General features: G+C 65.6%; 18 protein-coding genes. 12 read left to right on the top strand and 6 right to left on the bottom strand.

Annotated features, from left to right (window positions below):
• Position 1 precedes the first annotated feature (1 nt).
• The 6 genes from DYI42_RS06070 to betI all read right to left on the bottom strand — a co-directional run bounded on the left by DYI42_RS06070 (position 2) and on the right by betI (position 8,742).
• The gene (locus DYI42_RS06070) at positions 2–1,804 is read right to left on the bottom strand and encodes an autotransporter assembly complex protein TamA (RefSeq protein WP_213545036.1); all 1,803 of its coding nucleotides are present in this window, start codon (positions 1,802–1,804) and stop codon (positions 2–4) included.
• 76 nt (positions 1,805–1,880) lie between these two features.
• Positions 1,881–3,509, bottom strand: a complete 1,629-nt coding sequence (locus tag DYI42_RS06065) for an acyl-CoA dehydrogenase family protein (RefSeq protein WP_213545035.1) — start codon at positions 3,507–3,509, stop codon at positions 1,881–1,883.
• A 32-nt stretch (positions 3,510–3,541) separates the two neighbouring features.
• Positions 3,542–5,200, bottom strand: a complete 1,659-nt coding sequence (gene betA, locus DYI42_RS06060) for a choline dehydrogenase (protein WP_213545034.1) — start codon at positions 5,198–5,200, stop codon at positions 3,542–3,544.
• Entirely contained in the window at positions 5,200–6,657 is a 1,458-nt protein-coding gene (gene betB / locus DYI42_RS06055; protein WP_213545033.1) for a betaine-aldehyde dehydrogenase, read from the bottom strand. The genes betA and betB overlap by 1 nt, the downstream gene beginning before the upstream one ends.
• A 7-nt stretch (positions 6,658–6,664) precedes the next feature.
• Positions 6,665–8,173 carry a choline-sulfatase gene (betC, locus tag DYI42_RS06050; protein WP_213545032.1) on the bottom strand — a complete coding sequence of 503 codons (1,509 nt, stop codon included), beginning with the start codon at positions 8,171–8,173 and terminating at the stop codon, positions 6,665–6,667.
• Positions 8,170–8,742, bottom strand: a complete 573-nt coding sequence (gene betI, locus DYI42_RS06045; protein ID WP_213545031.1) for a choline-binding transcriptional repressor BetI — start codon at positions 8,740–8,742, stop codon at positions 8,170–8,172. Before betI ends, betC begins: the two co-directional genes overlap by 4 nt.
• A gap of 101 nt (positions 8,743–8,843) precedes the next feature.
• On the opposite strand from betI, the gene choX reads away from it, so the two are divergent.
• The 12 genes from choX to DYI42_RS05985 all read left to right on the top strand — a co-directional run bounded on the left by choX (position 8,844) and on the right by DYI42_RS05985 (position 19,825).
• Complete coding sequence (gene choX, locus DYI42_RS06040) at positions 8,844–9,764, top strand: choline ABC transporter substrate-binding protein (RefSeq protein WP_213545030.1); 921 nt, start codon at positions 8,844–8,846, stop codon at positions 9,762–9,764.
• Between the two features lie 111 nt (positions 9,765–9,875).
• Positions 9,876–10,715, top strand: a complete 840-nt coding sequence (choW, locus tag DYI42_RS06035; protein ID WP_213545029.1) for a choline ABC transporter permease subunit — start codon at positions 9,876–9,878, stop codon at positions 10,713–10,715.
• The gene (gene choV, locus DYI42_RS06030) at positions 10,712–11,749 is read left to right on the top strand and encodes a choline ABC transporter ATP-binding protein (RefSeq protein ID WP_213545028.1); all 1,038 of its coding nucleotides are present in this window, start codon (positions 10,712–10,714) and stop codon (positions 11,747–11,749) included. Before choW ends, choV begins: the two co-directional genes overlap by 4 nt.
• A 103-nt stretch (positions 11,750–11,852) precedes the next feature.
• Positions 11,853–12,299, top strand: coding sequence for a ribose 5-phosphate isomerase B (gene rpiB, locus DYI42_RS06025; protein ID WP_213545027.1), 447 nt, complete (start codon positions 11,853–11,855; stop codon positions 12,297–12,299).
• A gap of 417 nt (positions 12,300–12,716) precedes the next feature.
• Positions 12,717–13,607 carry a sulfotransferase family protein gene (locus DYI42_RS06020; protein WP_213545026.1) on the top strand — a complete coding sequence of 297 codons (891 nt, stop codon included), beginning with the start codon at positions 12,717–12,719 and terminating at the stop codon, positions 13,605–13,607.
• A 156-nt stretch (positions 13,608–13,763) separates the two neighbouring features.
• Positions 13,764–14,387, top strand: coding sequence for a phage tail protein (locus DYI42_RS06015; RefSeq protein ID WP_244867607.1), 624 nt, complete (start codon positions 13,764–13,766; stop codon positions 14,385–14,387).
• 81 nt (positions 14,388–14,468) lie between these two features.
• Positions 14,469–15,092: a phage tail protein gene (locus tag DYI42_RS06010; protein WP_213545025.1), complete on the top strand. Its 624-nt coding sequence runs from the start codon at positions 14,469–14,471 to the stop codon at positions 15,090–15,092.
• A gap of 34 nt (positions 15,093–15,126) precedes the next feature.
• On the top strand, positions 15,127–15,750 hold the full coding sequence (locus DYI42_RS06005; RefSeq protein ID WP_213545024.1) for a phage tail protein: 624 nt from the start codon (positions 15,127–15,129) through the stop codon (positions 15,748–15,750).
• A 142-nt stretch (positions 15,751–15,892) separates the two neighbouring features.
• Positions 15,893–16,621, top strand: coding sequence for a hypothetical protein (locus DYI42_RS06000; protein ID WP_213545023.1), 729 nt, complete (start codon positions 15,893–15,895; stop codon positions 16,619–16,621).
• Between the two features lie 168 nt (positions 16,622–16,789).
• Positions 16,790–17,662, top strand: coding sequence for an SGNH/GDSL hydrolase family protein (locus DYI42_RS05995; protein WP_213545022.1), 873 nt, complete (start codon positions 16,790–16,792; stop codon positions 17,660–17,662).
• A complete protein-coding gene (locus tag DYI42_RS05990; RefSeq protein WP_213545021.1) occupies positions 17,659–19,506 on the top strand; it encodes a carbamoyltransferase family protein in 1,848 nt (615 codons plus the stop codon). Before DYI42_RS05995 ends, DYI42_RS05990 begins: the two co-directional genes overlap by 4 nt.
• Before the next feature lie 13 nt (positions 19,507–19,519).
• A complete protein-coding gene (locus DYI42_RS05985; RefSeq protein WP_213545020.1) occupies positions 19,520–19,825 on the top strand; it encodes a hypothetical protein in 306 nt (101 codons plus the stop codon).
• Positions 19,826–19,939: the final 114 nt, after the last annotated feature.

The raw sequence follows: 19,939 nt of genomic DNA, 5'->3' as shown, positions 1-19,939 counted from the left end.
TTCAGAAGGCCTGCCCGATGCCGATGTAAAGCTCCACCCCATCGCCGGTATCACCACCCACCGGGGTGGCCACGTCTAGGCGGATCGGGCCGAGGCCGGTCTGGTAGCGAATGCCAAGGCCGGCGCCCGCGTGGCTCTCGCCCTCTTCCCCCGGCCAGCTTTCGGCGCTGATGAGGCCGAAGTCATAGAAGCCAACCACTTGGATTTTCTCGCTTACCGCCCCGCGCACCTCGACGGAGGCACCAAGAAAGCTGCGCCCGCCTATCTCTTCGCCGCCCGGAAGGGTCACGCCCAGCGACTGATAGGGCTGCCCCCGCACCGTGCCGCCACCGCCGGAGTAGAACAGGAAGTCTGGCACGGTATTCGTCACGTCGGTGCCCATGACCGAGCCAAGTTGAAGCCGTCCGGCCAGCGTGATGCGTTCCTCGGCGCCAAAGCTGCGATAGCCCCGTGCATCGGCATAGAGCCGCGCGCCGTTGCCCGAGCCGGACAGCCCGACGAAAGGGGTGAAATCGACGTTGAAGAAGTAGCCGTTCTTCGGATCCAGATCGTTGTCACGCCGGTCCAGAGTGCCGCTGAAGGGCAGGGTGAGCAGGGTGAAGTCCCGGATGCCGATATCGTCTTCGGTGTGGGAGTAAAGCAGCCCGAGCCCGGCCTGAAACTTGTACTCCTCGTTCACGATCCGGGTCACACCCGCCTCGATCTCGAAGCTCTGCGAAAGATAGAGCGGCTCGTCCTCGTGCTCCAGCGCGGCGCGGATGTAGAGATCCGTATCCGCGTTGAAGGTGCCGGGTCGGCCAAAGAGCACCGAGAGGCGGTAATCCACTCCGTTGTCGCCACCGAGCCCGATATTGCTGATCTCGCCGTCAAAACGCAGTCGCTCGGCGCCGCCCAGAAGGTTGCGGTGGAGCCAGAAGGCCGACAGCGTGGCACCCTCCAGTGTGGTCACCTCGGCGCCAAATCCGAGCCGGCGGCGCTTGGCCTCCACGAGGCTGGCCTCGATATCAAGCGTGCCATCCGGGTTGGCCCGCTCCGCCTCGCTGAGGGTCACAGAGCGGAAGGCACCGCTGCGCTGAAGCCGTGTCGAGGCCTTGGCAACCTCGTCGGGATGGAAGGTTTCGCCGCGTGGCAGGCCCGCGATCTCGACGATCCGGTCGGTGCGCACCCGCTCATTGCCCGACACGACGAGGTTTCCGAAGCGCAGCTTGCGCCCCGGGTTGAGGCCCACCGACACGTCGAGCCGCCGCGCCGGGTGTGTAGCGGTAATGCGCTGGCTCGTGGCTTCGGTCTTGGCGAAGCCGAGCTCGCGCCAACGGTCGATGGCCGCCACACCCGCCTCCTCGATCACCGGCACCCGCGCTGGCTCACCGGTCCGGAAGCCCGGCGGCAGTGCGGTGCGCGGGGCGAGCGGCGCAACCTCGGCACGGCCAAAGCGGAACAGCGGGCCCGGATTCACGATCACGTTGATCTGGTCAACCCGGGGCGGTACGGCGAAGGGCGACATCTGCGCAGCCTCCCGCCCGTCGAGCCGGATCGAGACGGTTGGGCCGTAGTAGCCTTCGCCGTAGAGCGCGGCCACGATATGGCGGTAATCCGCCTGAGCGGCAGCCACGAGACCCTGCGGATCGGTCTCGCCTTCAAGAAGCAGTGAACGGGTCGAGAGGACGGCGATGATCTCGTCGCGCAAATCACCATCGCCACCGCTTACCGAAAGCCCGATACGAGTGTCGGCCCCGACTGAAAAGCTGCTGAAAAGAAAGATGAAAGCCGCAGAGAACGCATCGCGGATACGGGGATAGATCACTGGTTTGCGCGCTCCTTTAACCTTTCTCCGAGTCTATGCGAAACCTGCCTGACTGCAACAGCATGCGACATGAGACCTATCGCTGAGAAGCCGGGCCGAGGCGCTCCAGAATTGGGCCAACATCCCCCTCGGGCACAGCCCCCGCAACCCGACCGCGCGGGCCGCTTAGCCGGGTTGTGGCGAAGGCTTCCGCCACGGGCGTGGGCGCATGCCGCAACAGGATCGAGGCTGCCAGAAGAAGTGCCGTCCGTTCGGCAAACCACCGCGCCTCGGCCTCGGGTGGAAGGGCGGGCCAGCGGGCGAAATGTTCGGCAAGAGCGCCGTCATAGGCAGCACAGCCGCCGCGGGCGGCGGTCATCTCGGAGCGCAGCACCTCTCCGGCCAGCGGCTCGCGGGCCAGCGTGCGCAGGATGTCGAGGCAGATCACATTGCCAGACCCTTCCCAGATGCCGTTCAGCGGAGCTTCCCGGTAAAGGAGCGGCAGCCCCGTGTCCTCGACGTAGCCCATGCCGCCCAGCATCTCCATCGCCTCCACGCAGACCACGGGGCAGAGCTTGTTGGCGATGAACTTGGCCAGCGCCACGCCAATGCGGGCAAAGGCGCGGCTCTCCGGATCGTCCCGGTCAAAGCGTTCGGCCACATGCAGGCCCAAGGCCGTGCAGCCCTGCCAATCGAGCGCAAGGTCTGCCAGCACCGCGCGCATCAGCGGCGCGTCGATCAGCCTGCGCTGAAAGGCGGTCCGATGCGCCACCCAGTGATGCGCCTCCGCCAGTGCCGCCCGCATGAGGCCCGCCGGGGCCATTGCCGTGTCGAGCCGGGTGTGATGGACCATCTCGATGATCGTCCGCACCCCGGCACCCTCTTCGCCCAGCATCAGCGCAAAGGCACCCTCGTATTCGATCTCCGACGAGGCATTGGAGCGGTTGCCCAGCTTGTCCTTCAGTCGCATCAGCCGGATCCCGTTGCGCTCTCCCTCAAGCCAGCGCGGCGCGAGAAAGCAGGTGAGTCCGCCGGGCGCCTGCGCCAGCGTCAGGAACCCGTCCGACATCGGCGCCGAGCAAAACCACTTGTGCCCGTAAAGCCGCCAGCCCGCGCCATCCTGCACTGCCCGGGTGGCATTGGCGCGCACGTCTGAGCCGCCCTGCTTCTCGGTCATCGCCATTCCGAGGGTTGCGCTGCGCTTCCCGGCAACCGGCGCGATCGACGGGTCATATTCCCGCGATACCAGCTTCGGCCTCCAGAGCTCTGCCACCTCGGGGGCGGCGGCCAGCGCGGGCGTGGCGGCATAGGTCATCGTCAGCGGGCAACAGTGCCCCGGCTCCACCTGGCTCGCGAGGTAGACCATTGCCGCGTGGGTCGCATGCCCGCCCGGAGCGGCTTCCCAGGCGACTGCGGCATAGCCCGCACCCGTGCTGACCCGCATCACCTGATGGTAAGCCGGATGAAAGCGCACCTCGTCGAGCCGCCGCCCTCCCGCATCGAAGAGCACCAGCTCCGGCGGGTGCCGGTTGGCCTCGCGTCCGGCTTCCCGCATCTCTGTCCGGCCCATCTCAGCGCCATAGCCCGCCAAGCGTTCAGCCTGCCCTCCCGCCGCTGCAACCGCCTCGCGCAGAACCGGGTCCGCGGCCCAAAGGTCCGCGTCGCCCCGGGCTGGGGGCTGGTTGGTGACCTCATGTGTCGGCAGATCGGAGCGGGGCGGCAACATGGGGCCAGTCTACGCCCCGCCGCGCGGCCCGGCTAGCGCTGTGCTGTCTGCCACTCCGGATGCACCCAGGGCTGCATGTTGACCGGGGGCAGGGGCGTGCGACCGAGGATATGATCGGCGGCTTTTTCGCCCACCATGATCGAGGGCGCGTTGAGGTTGCCGTTGGTGATGCGCGGAAAGATCGAACTGTCAGCCAGCCGCAGCCCCTCCACCCCGATCACCCGGCACTCCGGGTCCACCACTGAGCGCGGATCATCTCTGCGGCCCATGCGGGCTGTGCCGCAGGGGTGATAGGCGCTTTCGGCATGGTCGCGGATCACAGCGTCGAGCGCCTCATCGCTCTGCACATCTTCGCCCGGCTGGATCTCGTGCTTGAGGTAGGGCTTGAAGGCGTCCTGCCGCATGATCTCGCGCGTCAGGCGGATGCAGCGGCGGAAATCGACCCAATCCTGCTCTTCGCTCATGTAGTTGAAGAAGATTCGCGGTGCCTCCGCCGGGTCGGCGGATTTCAGCGTGATCTCCCCGCGCGAGGGCGAGCGCATCGGGCCGACATGGGCCTGAAAGCCGTGGCCTTCGGGCGCAACCTGCCCGTCATATCGCACGGCGATGGGCAGAAAGTGAAACTGGATATCCGGGTACTCGACCCCTGCATCCGAGCGGATGAAGCCCGCGCTCTCGAACTGGTTGGAGGCGCCGGGGCCGCTGCGGGTGAAGAGCCAGCGGGCGCCGACATAGGCTTTGCCGAGCAGGTTCCAATACTTGTAGAGGCTCACCGGCTGGGCCGAGGCGTATTGCACGTAGAGCTCAAGGTGATCCTGAAGGTTCTGCCCCACGCCCGCCCGGTCGGCCACCACTTCGATGCCATGCTCGGCCAGATGAGCCGCCGGGCCGACGCCCGAGAGCATCAGCAGCTTGGGCGAATTGATGGAGCTGGCTGCCAGAACCACCTCAGCCTCTGCCCGGATCACCTCGATGCGCCCGCCACGCTCCACTTCCACGCCCACGGCGCGACCGTCCTCGATTACCACGCGCCGGGCGAGGGCCTGGACCAGCTGACAATTCGGCACCTTCAGGGCGGGCTTCAGGTAGGCCTTCGCCGCTGACCACCGCTCGCCGCGCCAAACGGTCATGTCGTAGGGGCCAAAGCCCTCCTGCTGTTCTCCGTTGTAGTCGCCTGTGCGTTGGTAGCCCGCTTGCACGCCCGCCTCCACGAAGGCCTTCACCAGCGGGTTCATCCGCGCGCCGCGGGTCACATGCAGCGGGCCGCTGTCTCCACGCCATGCCGGATCGCCGCCATGGCCGCCGTCGTGCCAGTGCTCCATCCGCTTGAAGTAGGGCAGCACGTCGGCATAGCCCCAGCCCTCCGCCCCCTCGTCTCGCCAATGGTCGAAGTCGCGGGCATGGCCGCGCACGTAGATCATTCCGTTGATCGAGGAGGAGCCGCCGATCACCTTGCCGCGCGGGGTGGCCATGCGCCGCCCGCCAAGATGCGGCTCGGGCTCTGACTGGAAGCCCCAGTCGTAGCGCTTCATGTTCATCGGGTAGCTGAGCGCGCCGGGCATGTTGATGAACGGCCCCCAGTCGGAGCCGCCATGCTCGATCACCAGCACCCTGCGCCCGGCCTCCGAGAGCCGCGCCGCCATGGCGCAGCCCGCGCTGCCCGCGCCGACAATGACGTAATCTGCCTGCATCAGAAGGCCGCTTCCACGTCGCCCATGCGCACGTAAACGGATTTCAGTTGGCTGTAGTGTTCGATCGCCGCCTTGGAGTTCTCGCGCCCTACGCCCGAGGCCTTCACCCCGCCGAACGGCGCTTCAACCGGCGCGTCGTTGTAGGAGTTGATGAAGCAGCTCCCCGCGCGGAGCTGCCCGATCACGCGGTGCGCACGGCTGATGTCGCGGGTGAAGACACCCGCCGAGAGGCCATAGGGCGTGGCATTGGCCCGGGCGATGGCCTCGGCCTCGCTCTTGAAGTCGAGCACTGCCATCACCGGCCCGAAGATCTCTTCGCGGGCGATGGTCATGTCGTCGGTCACATCGGCAAACACGGTGGGCTGAAGGTAAAAACCGTCTCGCTCCACCCGCTTGCCACCCGCTACCAGCCGCGCGCCTTCTTCGACGCCCTTGGCAATGAAGCCCTGCACGATCTCCATCTGCCGCGCGCTCACCATCGGCCCGAAACTGGTGGCCTCATCCATCGGATCGCCGATCACCGCGTCCTTCAGACGCTCGGCAAGGCGGGCGAGGAAGGCGCCCTTGATCCCGCGCTGCACGAACACCCGGGTGCCGTTGGAGCAGACCTGCCCGGAGGAGTAGAAGTTGCCGTTGATCGCCCCGCTTACCGCGTTGTCGAGGTCGGCGTCGTCGAAGACGAGCAGCGGCGACTTGCCGCCAAGCTCCATCGTCACGTGCTTCATCTCGCCCGCCGCCGCAGCATAAACCTTGCGGCCTGTCGCTGCCGAGCCGGTGAGGGAGACCTTGGCAACGCGCGGATCACTCACCAGTCGGCCGCCCACTTCGCCCATGCCCTGCACTACGTTGAACAGGCCCGGCGGGGCTCCGGCCTCGGTGAGGATCTCGGCCACCTTCAGGGCGCAGAGCGGTGTGGTTTCGGAGGGTTTGAACACCATCGCATTGCCGCAGGCCAGCGCCGGGGCGCCCTTCCAGCAGGCGATCTGGGTGGGGTAGTTCCACGCGCCGATCCCGACGCAAACACCGAGCGGCTCGCGCACGGTATAAACCCAATCTTCGCCCAACTGGATGTGCTCACCCGTCAGGCTCCCGGCCAGCCCGCCGAAATATTCGAGCGCGTCCGCGCCGGAGGTGGCATCTGCCACCAGCGTTTCCTGAAGCGGTTTGCCGGTGTCGTAAGTTTCCAGAACCGAGAGGTCGCGGTTGCGCTCGCGCATCAGCCGCGCGGCATCCGTCATCACCCGGCCGCGCTCCCGGCCCGTCATCGCGGCCCAGACCTTCTGCGCTTGGGTCGCGGCATCGAGCGCTGCGTCAATTACCGCAGGCGTCGCGGCATGGACGCGGCCGATCACCTCGCCGGTGGCAGGGTAGATCACCTCGATCACCTCGCCTGCCTCGTCCTCAAGATAGGCGCCGTTCACATAGTGGCTGGCGGTCGGCTGGGTTGCATAAGTCATTGATATCTCACTCGCCACGCGGAAAGCGTGCGTCTTCTTCGACGGTGTTGAGGTCCATGTGGTTGCGCATGAAGCGCTCGCTGGCCTTTTGCAGCGGCTGGTAATCCCACGGGTAATATTCGCCGTTGCGCAGCGCTTCGTAGACGACCCAGCGCTTCGCCTGAGAGCGGCGTACCTCCTCGTCGAAGCGCGCCAGATCCCAGCGCGTCGCCGCCTCGGCCTTCAGCGCCTCATAAGCTTCAGCATGGGCCGGATCGGTTGCCAGATTTTCCAGCTCGTGCGGGTCGGCCTGCAGATCAAAGAGCTGATCCGGGTCAAGCGCGCAGAGGTTCAGCTTGTAGCGGCCCTTACGGAGCGAAACCAAAGGCGCATAGCTAGCCTCGGCCGCATATTCCATCGCCACGGCGCTCTCGCGCTGCTGCCCCTGACCGAGCGGCTTCAGGCTCTCGCCCGCCGTCCAGGGCATGACCTCTTCCATGCTCACCCCGGCGAGGTCGCAGAGTGTGGGGCAGATATCGATGTTGCTCACCGGGCTCTCCACCAGTCCGGGCGCCATCTCGGGCGAGGCGATCATCACCGGCACCCGCGCCGAGCCTTCGTAGAAGGTCATCTTGAACCAGAGGCCGCGTGCGCCGAGCATGTCACCATGGTCGGAGACGAAGAGGATGGTCGCCTCCTGCCGTGTTGCCTCCAGCACGTCGAGCAGCTCGCCCACCTTTTCGTCAAGGTAAGAGATATTGGCAAAATAGGCGCGGCGCGAGCGGCGGATATCCTCTTCGGTGATGTCGAAGCTGCGCCAGTCGTTCGCGTCGAAAATCCGCTTCGAATGGGCGTCCTGATCTTCGTAATCAAAGGCCCCGACCTCGGGCAGCAGATGCTCGCAGTCCTCGTACAAATCCCAGAACCGCTTGCGGGCCACGTAGGGATCATGCGGGTGGGTGAAGCTCACCGTCAGGCACCACGGGCGCTCATCATGCCCGCGCGCAAGATCATAGAGCTTGCGCACGGCGTGGTATTGCACCTCGTCGTCATATTCCATCTGGTTGGAAATTTCGGCCACGCCTGCGCCGGTGACCGAACCCATGTTGTGATACCACCAGTCGATCCGCTCGCCGGGTTTGCGGTAGTCCGGGGTCCAGCCGAAATCGGCGGGGTAGATATCGGTCGTCAGCCGCTCTTCGAAGCCGTGCATCTGGTCGGGACCGACGAAATGCATCTTGCCCGAAAGGCAGGTCTGGTAACCCGCGCGGCGCAGGTGGTGGGCGTAGGTCGGCAGCCCTGCGGGAAATTCGGCGGCATTGTCATAGACGCCGGTCACCGAGGGCAGTTGCCCAGACATGAAGCTGGCCCGCCCGGGGGCGCAGAGCGGGGAGGCGGTGTAGCCATTGCGGAACCGCGTCGACCGCGCCGCCAACCGCTTGAGGTTGGGGGCATGGAGCCAGTCCGCAGGCCCGTCGGGAAAGAGCGTGCCGTTCAGCTGATCGACCATGATGATGAGAAAATTGGGGCGGCTCATGCCAGGGCTCCGAGTTCATTGGCCAGGGTAGCTAGGGCATGGTCGGTCGCGGTGCGGCCCGTCATGTCATCTGGGTTGGAGGCGTAGCGGAGGTAGAGGCCGTCGATCACCGCGCCGATTCGCTCTGCAATGGCCTGCGAGGCCTCTGCGGCGAGCGGGCGCAGCCCGTGCATGAGGTTCGAGCGCAACCGGCGATGGTAGACCGACAGAAGTCGCCGCGCCTCTTCGTTGCGGCGGGCCAGAACGTAAAAGTTGAGCCAGGCCGAGATCACCTCGGGGCGGAAATTGGTGCTTGAGAAGCTGGCCCTCAAGATGCCCTCCACGCGCTCTCGCGGGCCCGGCGCGGCCACCAGCGCCCCCCGCACTTCGGCGCCGTAGACCGTAAGCACATGGCGCATCGCGGCGAGGAAGAGCTGCTCTTTGTCCCCGAAGTAGTGGAAGGCCAGCGCGGCCGAAACGCCGGCGCGTTTGGCAATCTTGCCAACGGTGACATCGAGCGAGCCATTGGCGCCGATCTCATGTATCGTCGCCTCCACCAACTGGGCTCTGCGTTTGGGTTCCACACTCATCGCCGACTCCAAAAGGGCTTGCAATACGGGGATAAACGTTCATTGTTTGATTGGTCAATCAACAAAATGAACCTACCACTCCGACGAACAGGGAGACCAACATGAAAACCACCGCAGCCATCTCCGCAATTGCCCTCTGTGCCGCCTCTGCGGCCTGGGCCGAGTGCGACACCGTCGTCATGTCCGACGTGGGCTGGACCGACATCACCACCACCACGGCCACCGCCAAGCACGTGCTCGAAGCGCTGGGCTACGAGGTGGACGTCAAGATTCTTTCGGTGCCCGTCACCTTTGCCTCGCTGGAAAGCGATGATGTCGATGTGTTCCTGGGCAACTGGATGCCGGCCCAATCTGCTGCCATCGGCCCCTACATCGAGAGCGGCGAGATCGAGGCCATCAACGTCAACCTCGAGGGCACCAAATACACCCTCGCCGTGCCCGCCTATACCTACGAGAAGGGTCTACAGAGCTATGGCGATATCGCCAAGTTCGCCGAAGAGCTGGAAGGCAAGATCTATGGCATCGAGCCGGGCAACGAAGGCAACGCCTATCTCGTCTCGCTGATCGAAGAGAACAAGATGGGCCTCGGCGATGCCGACTTCGAGGTGGTCGAAAGCTCCGAACAGGGGATGCTGGCCCAGGTCGCCCGCGCCTATGACGATCAGGAGGACGTGGTCTTTCTCGGCTGGGAACCCCACCCGATGAATGCCAATTTCGAGCTCAAGTATCTGCCCGGCGGTGAAGACTTCTTCGGCGGCGAGGGTGTGGTGCACACCGTCACCCGCCAGGGTTACTCCGAGGAGTGCCCGAATGTCGGAAAGCTCTTTGCCAACATGGATTTCACGCTGGAGATGGAAAACGGCATCATGGGCCAGATCCTCGATGACGGCGCCGATCCGGCGGACGCCACCGAAGAGTGGCTGAAGGCCAACGCCGATGTGCTCGACACCTGGCTCGACGGCGTGACAGCCAAGGACGGCAGCGATGCCAAGGCCGCCGTCAGCGCCGCGCTGGGGCTCTGATCGCAGACTGAAGACCGAACCGCCCGCCTCTCGCGGGCGGTTCTCTTTTGGCCTGGATGAAAGGCGCCGCGCGAGCGCAGGCCAAGCAGGGACAATGGGGAGAACCGGGCCGTGGAAGACTGGCTTGAAGACTACAAGATACCCGTGGGCAAGGGCGCCAAGGTGGTGTTCGACTGGATCCGCGACCACGGCGAAGTGCTGCTCGATGGCTTTGCCGCCGTGATGGAGGCGATGATCGACGCCATTCTGTGGGTCATGCAAGAACCGCCGGCGATCATCGTCATCGCAGCCTTCGTTGCCGCTACGTGGTTCCTTCAGAAGAGCTGGAAAACCTGCCTCTTCGTCTTCCTCGGCTTCCTCTTCATCCTCAATCAGGGCTACTGGGAGGAAACAACCGAAAGCCTCACGCTCGTGCTCTCGGCCTGCCTTGTCTGCATGGCCATCGGCGTGCCCATCGGCATCGCCGCCGCGCACCGGCCCAAGCTCTATACCTACCTGCGCCCGGTGCTCGACCTGATGCAGACCCTCCCCACCTTCGTCTACCTGATCCCCGCGATTGTCTTTTTCGGCATCGGCATGGTGCCCGGCCTCATCGCCACGGTTATCTTCGTGCTGCCCGCGCCGATCCGGCTGACATACCTTGGCGTCGCCTCAACCCCGCAAACGCTGCTGGAGGCGGCCCGGGCCTTCGGCGCGACGCCGCGCCAGACGCTCTGGAAAGTCGAACTGCCCTATGCCTTCCCGCAAATCATGGCGGGCCTGAACCAGACCATCATGCTCTCGCTTTCCATGGTCGTCATCGCCGCGCTGGTGGGCGCCAACGGCCTCGGCGTGCCGGTGATGCGCGCGCTAGGGCAGGTGAACACGGCACTGGGCTTCGAGAGCGGCTTCGTCATCGTCGTGGTCGCCATCATGCTCGACCGGATGCTCAACGTGGGGGCCCGCAAATGACAACAGCCGTTAAAATCGATAACGTTTCCATCGTCTTTGGCGAAAAGCCGGAAGTTGCCCTGCCGCTGATGGACGAAGGCCGGGAGCGCGGCGAAATCCAGCAGGAAACCGACCAGGTGCTCGGCGTGCACAACTGCTCGCTCGACGTGCAGGAAGGCGAAATCCTCGTGCTCATGGGCCTCTCCGGCTCGGGCAAATCCACCCTGCTGCGCGCCGTGAATGGGCTCAACCCGGTGGTGCGCGGCGCGGTTCATGTGAACGACGGTCAGGGCATGGTCGATGTCACCAACGCCGACAAACCCACGCTCCGCCGCATCCGGATGCATCACGTGGCCATGGTCTTTCAGCAGTTCGGCCTGCTGCCCTGGCGCTCTGTCCGCGAGAATGTCGGGCTCGGGCTGGAGCTGGCCGGGATGCCGAAAGCCGAAGCCAACGCCAAGATCGACGAACAACTGGCCCTTGTCGGCCTCACCGACTGGGCCGAGCGCAAGGTGGGCGAGCTTTCGGGCGGGATGCAGCAGCGCGTCGGCCTCGCCCGCGCCTTTGTCACCGACGCCCCGATCCTGCTCATGGACGAGCCCTTTTCGGCGCTCGACCCGCTGATCCGCTCCAAGCTGCAGGACGAGCTTCTGGAGCTGCAACAGCGCCTCAAGCGCACCATCATCTTCGTCAGCCATGACCTCGACGAGGCCTTCAAGCTGGGCAACAACATCTCGATCATGGAGGGCGGGCGCATTGTGCAAACCGGCGCGCCGCAAGACATCTTCCGCGATCCGAAGAACGACTACGTCGCCGAATTCGTCCAGCACATGAATCCCCTCGGTGTGCTTCGCGCGCGCGATCTCATGCAGCCTGTCGCTGGCACGCCCTCCGTCACCATCGACGCCGACAGCCTCGTGCGGGACGGGCTGGAGACGGTCACTGCCCAGGCCGAGCCGGTGGGCGTCACGGAGAACGGCGCGCTCGTCGGCCAGCTGTCCAGGGATGACATTCTGGCGGGCCTCACCGAGCGGGAGATCACCCCGACAGGCTGACGCGGCACTCCGCCCGCTGGACCTTGCCGCGCCCTTGGGTATTTTCGCGCCAAAGGCGGCCCCCTTACGGGCCGTCTCAGCGCCACTCACAGGGAAAGCCGCCATGACTGCCAGCAAACGTATCGTCCTATCCAGCGACCACGCCGCAATTGCGTTGCGGCAGGCCATCGCCGCCCATGTTGCGGAGAAGGGGTGGGAGGTGGTCGACATTGGCCCCACGACGCCCGAAAGCACCCACTATCCGCTCCACGGCCACGCGGCGGCCGAGAAGGTGGCCTCGGGCGATTGCGCTCTGGGGATCATCCTCTGCGGCACGGGGCAGGGCATCATGATGGCGGCCAATAAGGTGCCGGGAATTCGTTGCGGTGTGTGCTCCGATACCTTCTCGGCCCGGATGATCCGCCAGCACAACGATGCCAACATTCTCTCCATCGGCGCCCGCGTGGTGGGCGAGGGGCTGGCGCTGGATATTGTGGATGCCTACCTCGACGCCGAGTTCGAAGGCGGCCGCCATGCGACCCGGGTAGAGATGATCGAACCCACCGACTGACAAGAAGCACCAGACCGTCAACCGGCATCTCGGGGTGGCGGATCAGGCAAGCCCGCTTCGGCTGACCTTCGTTCCGGGCTATCGGGCTGCCGACGCGACCTCTCGATGCGCGCTCAATAACTCGATCTGTGGGAGGGTGCCCGGTCACATGCTGACGGGTATCACGGTTGCCAAGCAGCCGGGTGACTTGCTCTTTCCTGCCGCAGGGTCAAGCGCTGCTGTGAATTTCCTCTGAACTTCGCGGGTGCCTGCAATTGCGCGAGGTGCAGAAACGTGCACGACCCCCTTGGCATGTCACGATGTTTCCGCAATGATCGCCGGGCCGCTTTCGTCCATTCAACTGAAAGTTGACATGCCGCAGACCGCCTCGCCCTATGCCGCGCACCTGCCTGAAGCCGCTTCGCGGCGCGGTGCGAAATGGCGGTCACCATGATGGACGGCACGCCTCCGCCCGTCGCCATTGGCGGGCTCGGCGGCAGCGGCACCCGGGTTTTTGCCGAGATGTTGCGCTACGCCGGCGTCGATATCGGCACACGGCTGAATCGCTCGCTCGACAACCTGTGGTTCACCGTGTTGTTCAAGCGCGCGGCCTGGGTCGGGCGACGGCCAGAGGACGAAGAGCTGTCAACAGCCGCCCGGCTGTTCTGCCTTGCGACGACGCGCGGGCTGGCCCAGCGCCTGGAGCCGGAAGATGCCACTTTGATCGCCGACTTGGCCGCCGATCTGCCGCCAAACGGGGGTTGGCAATGCGGCGCCCGGGCCGAGCACGCCGCCGATCTCCTGGCCAGCCGCCGTGATCGGCCGCCCCTGTCCTGGGGCTGGAAGGAGCCCAACACTCATGTCTTCCTGCCCGCGCTCGACCGGGCGCTGCCGGGGCTGCGCTACATCCATGTGGTGCGCGACGGGCGCGACATGGCGTTCAGCGCCAACACCTGGCAAACGCGGCACTGGGCACATCTCTACGGCCTGCCCATGACCGAGGACATCCCCCTGCCGGTGCGCCAGCTGCGCTACTGGCTCCGCGCCAACCGTGCCGCGCTGGACTATGGCGCGCAGGCCATGCCGGGCCGCTTCATTGTGATGCCTTACGAGGCATTCTGTGCCGATCCCGAACCGCATTGGCACCGGCTCCTGAGCCTGCTCGGCAAGCCCGCTTCGCCGCTGCCCTCCGATCTTGCGATCCAGCCGACGACGATCGGGCGGGCCGGGACCCACGACATGAGCCTGTTCGATCCCGCCGATATCGCCGCCGTGCAAATGCTGAGCGAAACGGTCGCTCACTGCGGCGAAACGGAGGCCGTGCCATGACCACAAGGCCGTTCTGCTCGCCGCATAGGGAGACATGCGGCGGCGGAAGGGCTCCCGACACCCCCGACCGCAGGTGTGATGTGCGGTCTTGTTAGTGAGTTCGGCGGCCGGGCATTGGCCGCACGACGACAAAATCTTTTCAAGGAGGAGTTCGAGATGAACCGTATTACCAGACAGGCAAAATATCTTGCCTTTGGCGCCGCCGCAGCAGCGGCGCTGACCACAGTGCCAGAGGCCTCCCATGCCGGAACCCAGCCGTTCCTTGGGGACATCATTGCCGTGGGCGAAACGTTCTGCCCGCGCGGCTGGGCTGCAACCGACGGCCAACTGCTTTCGATCTCGCAATACACGGCCCTGTTTTCGCTCTTGGGCACAACCTATGGCGGCAACGGCACCACGACTTTCGGCCTGCCAGACCTTCAGGGCCGGATCGCCATGGGCCCGGGCAATGGCCCCGGCCTGACCCCGCGCACGTCCGGTGAGAAATTCGGCACCGAAACCAAGACGGCCCAGGCAAGCCAGATGCCCAGCCACAGCCACGCGGTGAACGCCAACAATCTGGATGGCGACAGGCCTGGCCCCGGCGGCAAACTTCTGGCTGCGGCGCCGCCCTCGGGCACAGGGTCCGAGACCATCTACTCCGATCAGCCACCCACCCGGACGATGAACCCAGCGATGATTGGCAACGTCGGCGGCGGTCAGTCAATCGACACCCAGAGCCCCTATCTGGTGATGCGCTACTGCATTGCCCTTGAGGGCGTCTTTCCGAGCCGGAACTAGGCCAGAAGCCATTTTCAAACCGCGCGTCACCCCGCCTGTCGCGGAAAGGTCGCGCCTCTCATCAGATTACCGGAGACCTCAATGTCTTATACCCCGAAACCAGTCACCTCGGCCCTGGCCATACTGGCCACGACCGTCGCGCTAATCACCCCCTCCGCCCCGGCCCGCGCCGGTGCCGACCCCTCTCTCGGCGATGTCATGATCGTCGGCTTCAACTTCTGTCCGCGCGGTTGGGCCAAGGCCGAGGGCCAGCTGCTGCCGATCAACCAGAACCAGTCGCTCTATTCGCTGCTTGGCACCCAGTTCGGCGGCGACGGGCGCACCAGCTTCGCCCTTCCCGACCTGCGCGGCCGCTTCACCATGGGCCAGGGCAGCGGCGCCGGGCTGACGCCCCGCACCGCCGGCCAGAAGGGCGGGGCTGAAACCCGGACCATGACCGTGGCCCAGATGCCGGCACACAGCCACTCGGTCAATGCCAACAACCTCGACGGCGACAGGCCCGGCCCCGGCGGCAAGCTGCTGGCCGCGGCGCCGACGGGCGGCACCGGCAACGAGACGATCTACTCTCAGGACGCGCCCAATGTGACAATGAACCCGACGATGATCGCCCATAGCGGCGGTAGCCAGGCCTTTCCGGTGGTCGATCCCTTTCTCGCCCTGACGCATTGCATTGCCATCCAAGGCATCTTCCCGTCGCGGAACTGACCCGGACTGCCCCAAGATCAAACGGAGTTTTCAGATGACATATTCGAACAAGAACGCCCTTCATGCCCTGTCCGCATCGGCACTGGCCTTGGCGTGCCTCCTGTCGCCGGGCCAGGCTGCGGCGGATTCAAACCCCTTCGTCGGCGAGATCATGGCCACCGGCATTGGTTTCTGCCCGCGCGGATGGGCCGACGCCAATGGCCAACTGCTGCCGGTCAGTGGCAACGATGCACTGTTCTCGCTCTACGGCACAACCTTTGGCGGAGACGGGCGCACCACCTTCGGCCTGCCCGATCTGCGCGGCCGCACGCCCATGGGTGACGGCACCGGACCGGGGCTTTCGCCGCGCCGCCTGGGGGCGAAGGGTGGCCAGGAACAAACCACGCTGACGGTAAATCAGCTGCCCAGCCACAACCACCCGGTCAACGCCACCAATTCCGACGGCACCTTTCCGGGGCCGGGCGACAAGATCCTCGCCGCGGCGCATGACACCGGATCGGGGGCCGAGACGATCTATTCCGATCAGGCCGCCAACGTGCAGATGTCTCCGCAGATGATTGCGCCCACCGGCGGCAACCAGCCCCTCGGAACGCTCGACCCGACCGAGGTGGTCCGCTATTGCGTGGCGCTTTTCGGTATCTATCCGTCGCGCAATTGACGAGGCCTCACTGGCCCCCTGGCCCAATGAATGCCCCCCGTAGCGGCACTCCGACGCTACGGGGGGCGTGTCGGCTTTCCGGCACGCTCGACGGCCAGGCAGGGGCGGCCCAATGTGAGACAGTGAGACGACAGGACACATGATGACCGAGCCGAAGGGCCACACCGCGATCTGCATCCTCGGAATGCATCGCAGCGGCACCAGCTGCCTCGCTGGCAGCCTTGAGGCGCGCGGGCTGTTCCTCGGCGAAGTGAACAAATTCGCAACCTTCAACCGACGTGGGAACAAGGAAAATTCAACCTGCATGCAGATCAACAACGATCTTCTGGCTTTGAATGGCGGGGCCTGGGACAAGCCGCCGGAGCAGATGCTCTGGAACGCGGATCTGCGCAAGCGCCGGGACGCGCATATTGCCGGTTTCGCGGCGTGCGGGCGCTGGGGCTTCAAGGATCCACGCACAGTCTTCACCTTTCCGTTCTGGCGCGAGGCGCTCCCCGAAATGCGCCTGGTCGGAACCTTCCGCCACCCCCACGCTGTTGCGAGGTCGCTGCTGCGGCGCGGGCCAAAGCTGGCTCCAGCCACGCCGCCGCTGGACCTGTGGCGCCGCTACAACCTGCGCTTGCTGGACATAGTGGAGCGCCACGGCGTCCCTCTGCTCTGCTTCGATTGGCCGCCCGCCACGTATGCCCGCGCTGTTGATGCAATCGCCGCAGACCTGGGTTTGGACGGCCACAGCGGCGATGCGCCGGAGTTCTACGACCACAGCCTGCGCCAGAGCGATCAGGACGATGGGACGCTTGGCGAGGTCAGCCCGGAGGACACCCGCATTTACGAGTGGCTGATGACGCATGCCATTCACCTGGTCGCATGACAGGGCTGGGCCTGTGCTTGCCAACTGCGCGCGCCAGACAGTGACCGCCGCAGGCCACGCCACAGCCGCGATCAGCCCCGGCGCGACCGCCTCGAGTCTCTTGCTGCCAGCGGCAACTTCTGCGCAGCCTTCGTGACGAGACCAGATGCCTAGCCCAAACGGACTCCAGTGACCCAGCCAACCCGGACCATCGTCAGCAAGCCCCGGCTCCTGTTCCGGCCCAATCCGGTTCTCGGGTGGTCGCTGACGCCCGGTCACGGGGTCAAGGTGGCCTTCCGTCCCGAAGTGATCCAGACAATCGGCGCCGACGGGTGGCGCCACGTGCCGGGCCGGACGGAAGGCACAGGGCCCAAACTGGCCGTCTATGGCTGTTCCTTCACCTACGGCACCGGCCTCGCTGATGGCGAAACCTACGTGGCGCGCCTTCAGGCGGCATTGCCGCAGGTGCAGTTGCGCAACCGTGGCATCGGCGGCCAGAGCACGGTGCAAAGCTACCTTCAGTTCCGGCGCGACATCCGAGATGGCAAGGTCGACGCGGCCATCTTTGGCGTGTTCAGCGATCACCGCTTCCGCAATGTGCCGCACCCCCACCGGATGCAGCAGTTCCTGAGCCCCGAGTGGTACAGGCTGGGCGTCGAACATGTGCCGGTGCTGCGCCAGCGGCGCAAAGGGCGGCATGCGATCATCTACGTGCCGATCTGGCAGCCAGCGCTGCAAACCGGCGGGTTCAACGCCTTCCTGCCCGACCCCGTCATGCTCGATGGTGCCACGCTGACCATGCTGGAGGAGATTGAAGCTCTGGCCGCTTCCCGAAACATCCCGATCCGCGTTGCGCTTCTGGATAAGCAGGACCCGGCATTCAACGCCCTCGTGCTGGAGCGTTTCTCCGTCGCCATCGACATATCGGTGCCGCTGGACCGTGAGCACACCTTCCGCCCGCTGGATCCGCATCCCAATGTCCGGGCGAACGAGATCTTTGCCGAGCGCCTGCTGCCCGCGGCGCAGCAGTTGATCGCAACGGCGACAGGCGGCAGCGAATGAGAGGTGGCGGTCCGATCCTTGGCATCTCGTCGCATTTTCACGATGCCGCCGCCGCCCTCGTGCAGGACGGACGCATTCTGGCGGCGGCACAGGAAGAGCGGTTCACCCGTAAGAAAGCCGACAAGAGCTTTCCGGACCACGCCATCCGCTATTGCCTGTCGCAGCTGCCGACGCCCCATGCGGAGCTCACCGTTGCCTATTACGAGAACCCGGCGCTGAAGCTCGGGCGGGTGATGCAGAACGCCCGCAAGACCGCGCCGCGCGGTGCAGCTCTTTGGCCGCAGACCCTGCGGATGATGCGCGACTACGGCCACGGCCTGCCCGCCCGGCTGCTTTCGGTCTGCGCAGACCCGGGCCGCATCCTCTGCGTGCCACACCACCGCTCGCATGCCGCCTCCGCCTTCTACCCGTCGCACTTCTCCAAGGCCGCTGTCCTTGTCGTCGATGGGGTCGGGGAGTGGTCGACGACAAGCCTGTGGCGCGGGGAGGGCGACACGCTCACGCCGCTGGCCGAGATCCGGTTTCCGCATTCACTCGGCCTCTTTTACAGCGCCTTCACGCAGTATTGCGGGTTCCGGGTGAACTCGGGCGAATACAAGCTCATGGGACTGGCGCCCTTCGGGCAGCCACGGTTTGCCGGCCGGATCAAGGACACCCTGATCGACCTCAAGGACGATGGCGGCTTCGCGCTCGACATGTCCTATTTCCGCTTCGACACCGATGTCACAACCATCAGCCCGCTGTTCGAGCAACTCTTCGGCCGCCCGGCCTGTGCGCCTGATGGCACGCCTGAGCAACACTTCATGGACGTGGCCGCTTCTGCCCAGGTGGTGCTTGAGGAGGCGCTGACCCGGCTTGCCGCCACCGCGCTGCGCCTGAGCGGAGAGGCCAGCCTGTGCATGGCCGGTGGCGTTGCGCTGAACTGTGTGGCCAACAGCCGCTTGCTCACCGAGGTGCCGGGCCTCGACGCCCTCTGGATCCAGCCTGCCGCAGGCGATGCCGGGGGCGCTCTTGGCGCGGCGCTCGAGGTTGCGGCGCAGCGCCGAGCCGAACGCCCCGCCGTCCGCCCCGCGAGGCCGGTGCAGAACGCGATGGCGGGCGGCTATCTCGGCCCGGCCTATGACCGGGCCGAGATCCTCGCTGAGCTGACCCGGTCGAAACTCAATTGCGAAGAGCCGGAAGATGTGGCGGGCGAGGCCGCCGCCGCCCTCGCCGAGGGCCATGTCGTCGGCCATTTCGACGGGCGGATGGAATTTGGCCCGCGCGCACTCGGCAACCGCTCGATCCTGGGAGACCCGCGCCCGCCCGACATGCTCGACAGGGTTAACCGCAAGATCAAGTTTCGTGAAGGCTGGCGACCCTTCGCGCCAATGGTGCTTAAGGACGCGGCCGCGGCAGTGTTCGACGGGCCAACCGACAGCCCCTACATGCTGTACGTCGCCACGCTAAAGGAGCGCCACCGGCACAGGGCGACCCTCGCGACTGCTCGCGCCGAGGGGCATTACCAGCCGCTCGACCTGATGCGCGCCGTGCGCAGTGCTTTCTCTGCCGTCACCCATGTCGATTTCAGCGCCCGGCTGCAAACGGTCGACCCGGAGGCCGGCCAGACCCGGGCTGCCGAGGTGCTGGCGAAGTTCCATGCGCTCACAGGCTGCCCGATGCTGCTCAATACCTCCTTCAACGTGCGCGGCGAGCCGATCATCTGTTCCCCCGCCGACGCCATCAACGGCTTCCTGAACACCGGGATGGACATGCTGGCCATCGGCCCCTTCCTGGTGCGCCGCGCCGACCAGCCCGACTGGGTGAACCGCTTCATCGGAAAGACGACCTATGCTAGAGACTGACACCGCAGATTTCATGGATCTGTTCGCGCGGTTGTTCGACACCGAAGCGCATACCCTGGCCTGCGGGACGGCGGGCGAGAGCACGCTGCAAGCGCCCGCGCCGGAGCTGTCCGCGCCGCCCGTCGCCCTGTCCGAACTGCTGTGCGAGGACGGCTCGGTGCTGACTGGTTTCCTAGAAGCCTACGCCGCCCGTTACGCGCCAGAGCTGGCGGGAGATTTCCGCGAACTGGCGCGGATGGTCCGGGAAGGGGAAGGCCAACACATCCTGCGCGGTCAACCCAAGCGAAACACTCTGGACTTCGTGTATCCGGTGGTATGAACGCTGGCACCGTTTCATCGGAGCGCTGCGTGCTGGCAGGATTTGCCCGTCCTACGGTTCCGCTCTGCAAAGACGTGCCATTGAAAGTCGCCGGGAGAGAGGTGCTGCGTGCAG

Source organism: Vannielia litorea (assembly GCF_018424695.1).
Taxonomy (GTDB): Bacteria; Pseudomonadota; Alphaproteobacteria; order Rhodobacterales; family Rhodobacteraceae; genus Vannielia; species Vannielia litorea_A.
The sequence above is the reverse complement of the archived record's forward strand: the minus strand, read 5'-3'. Positions and strand labels throughout refer to the sequence as shown.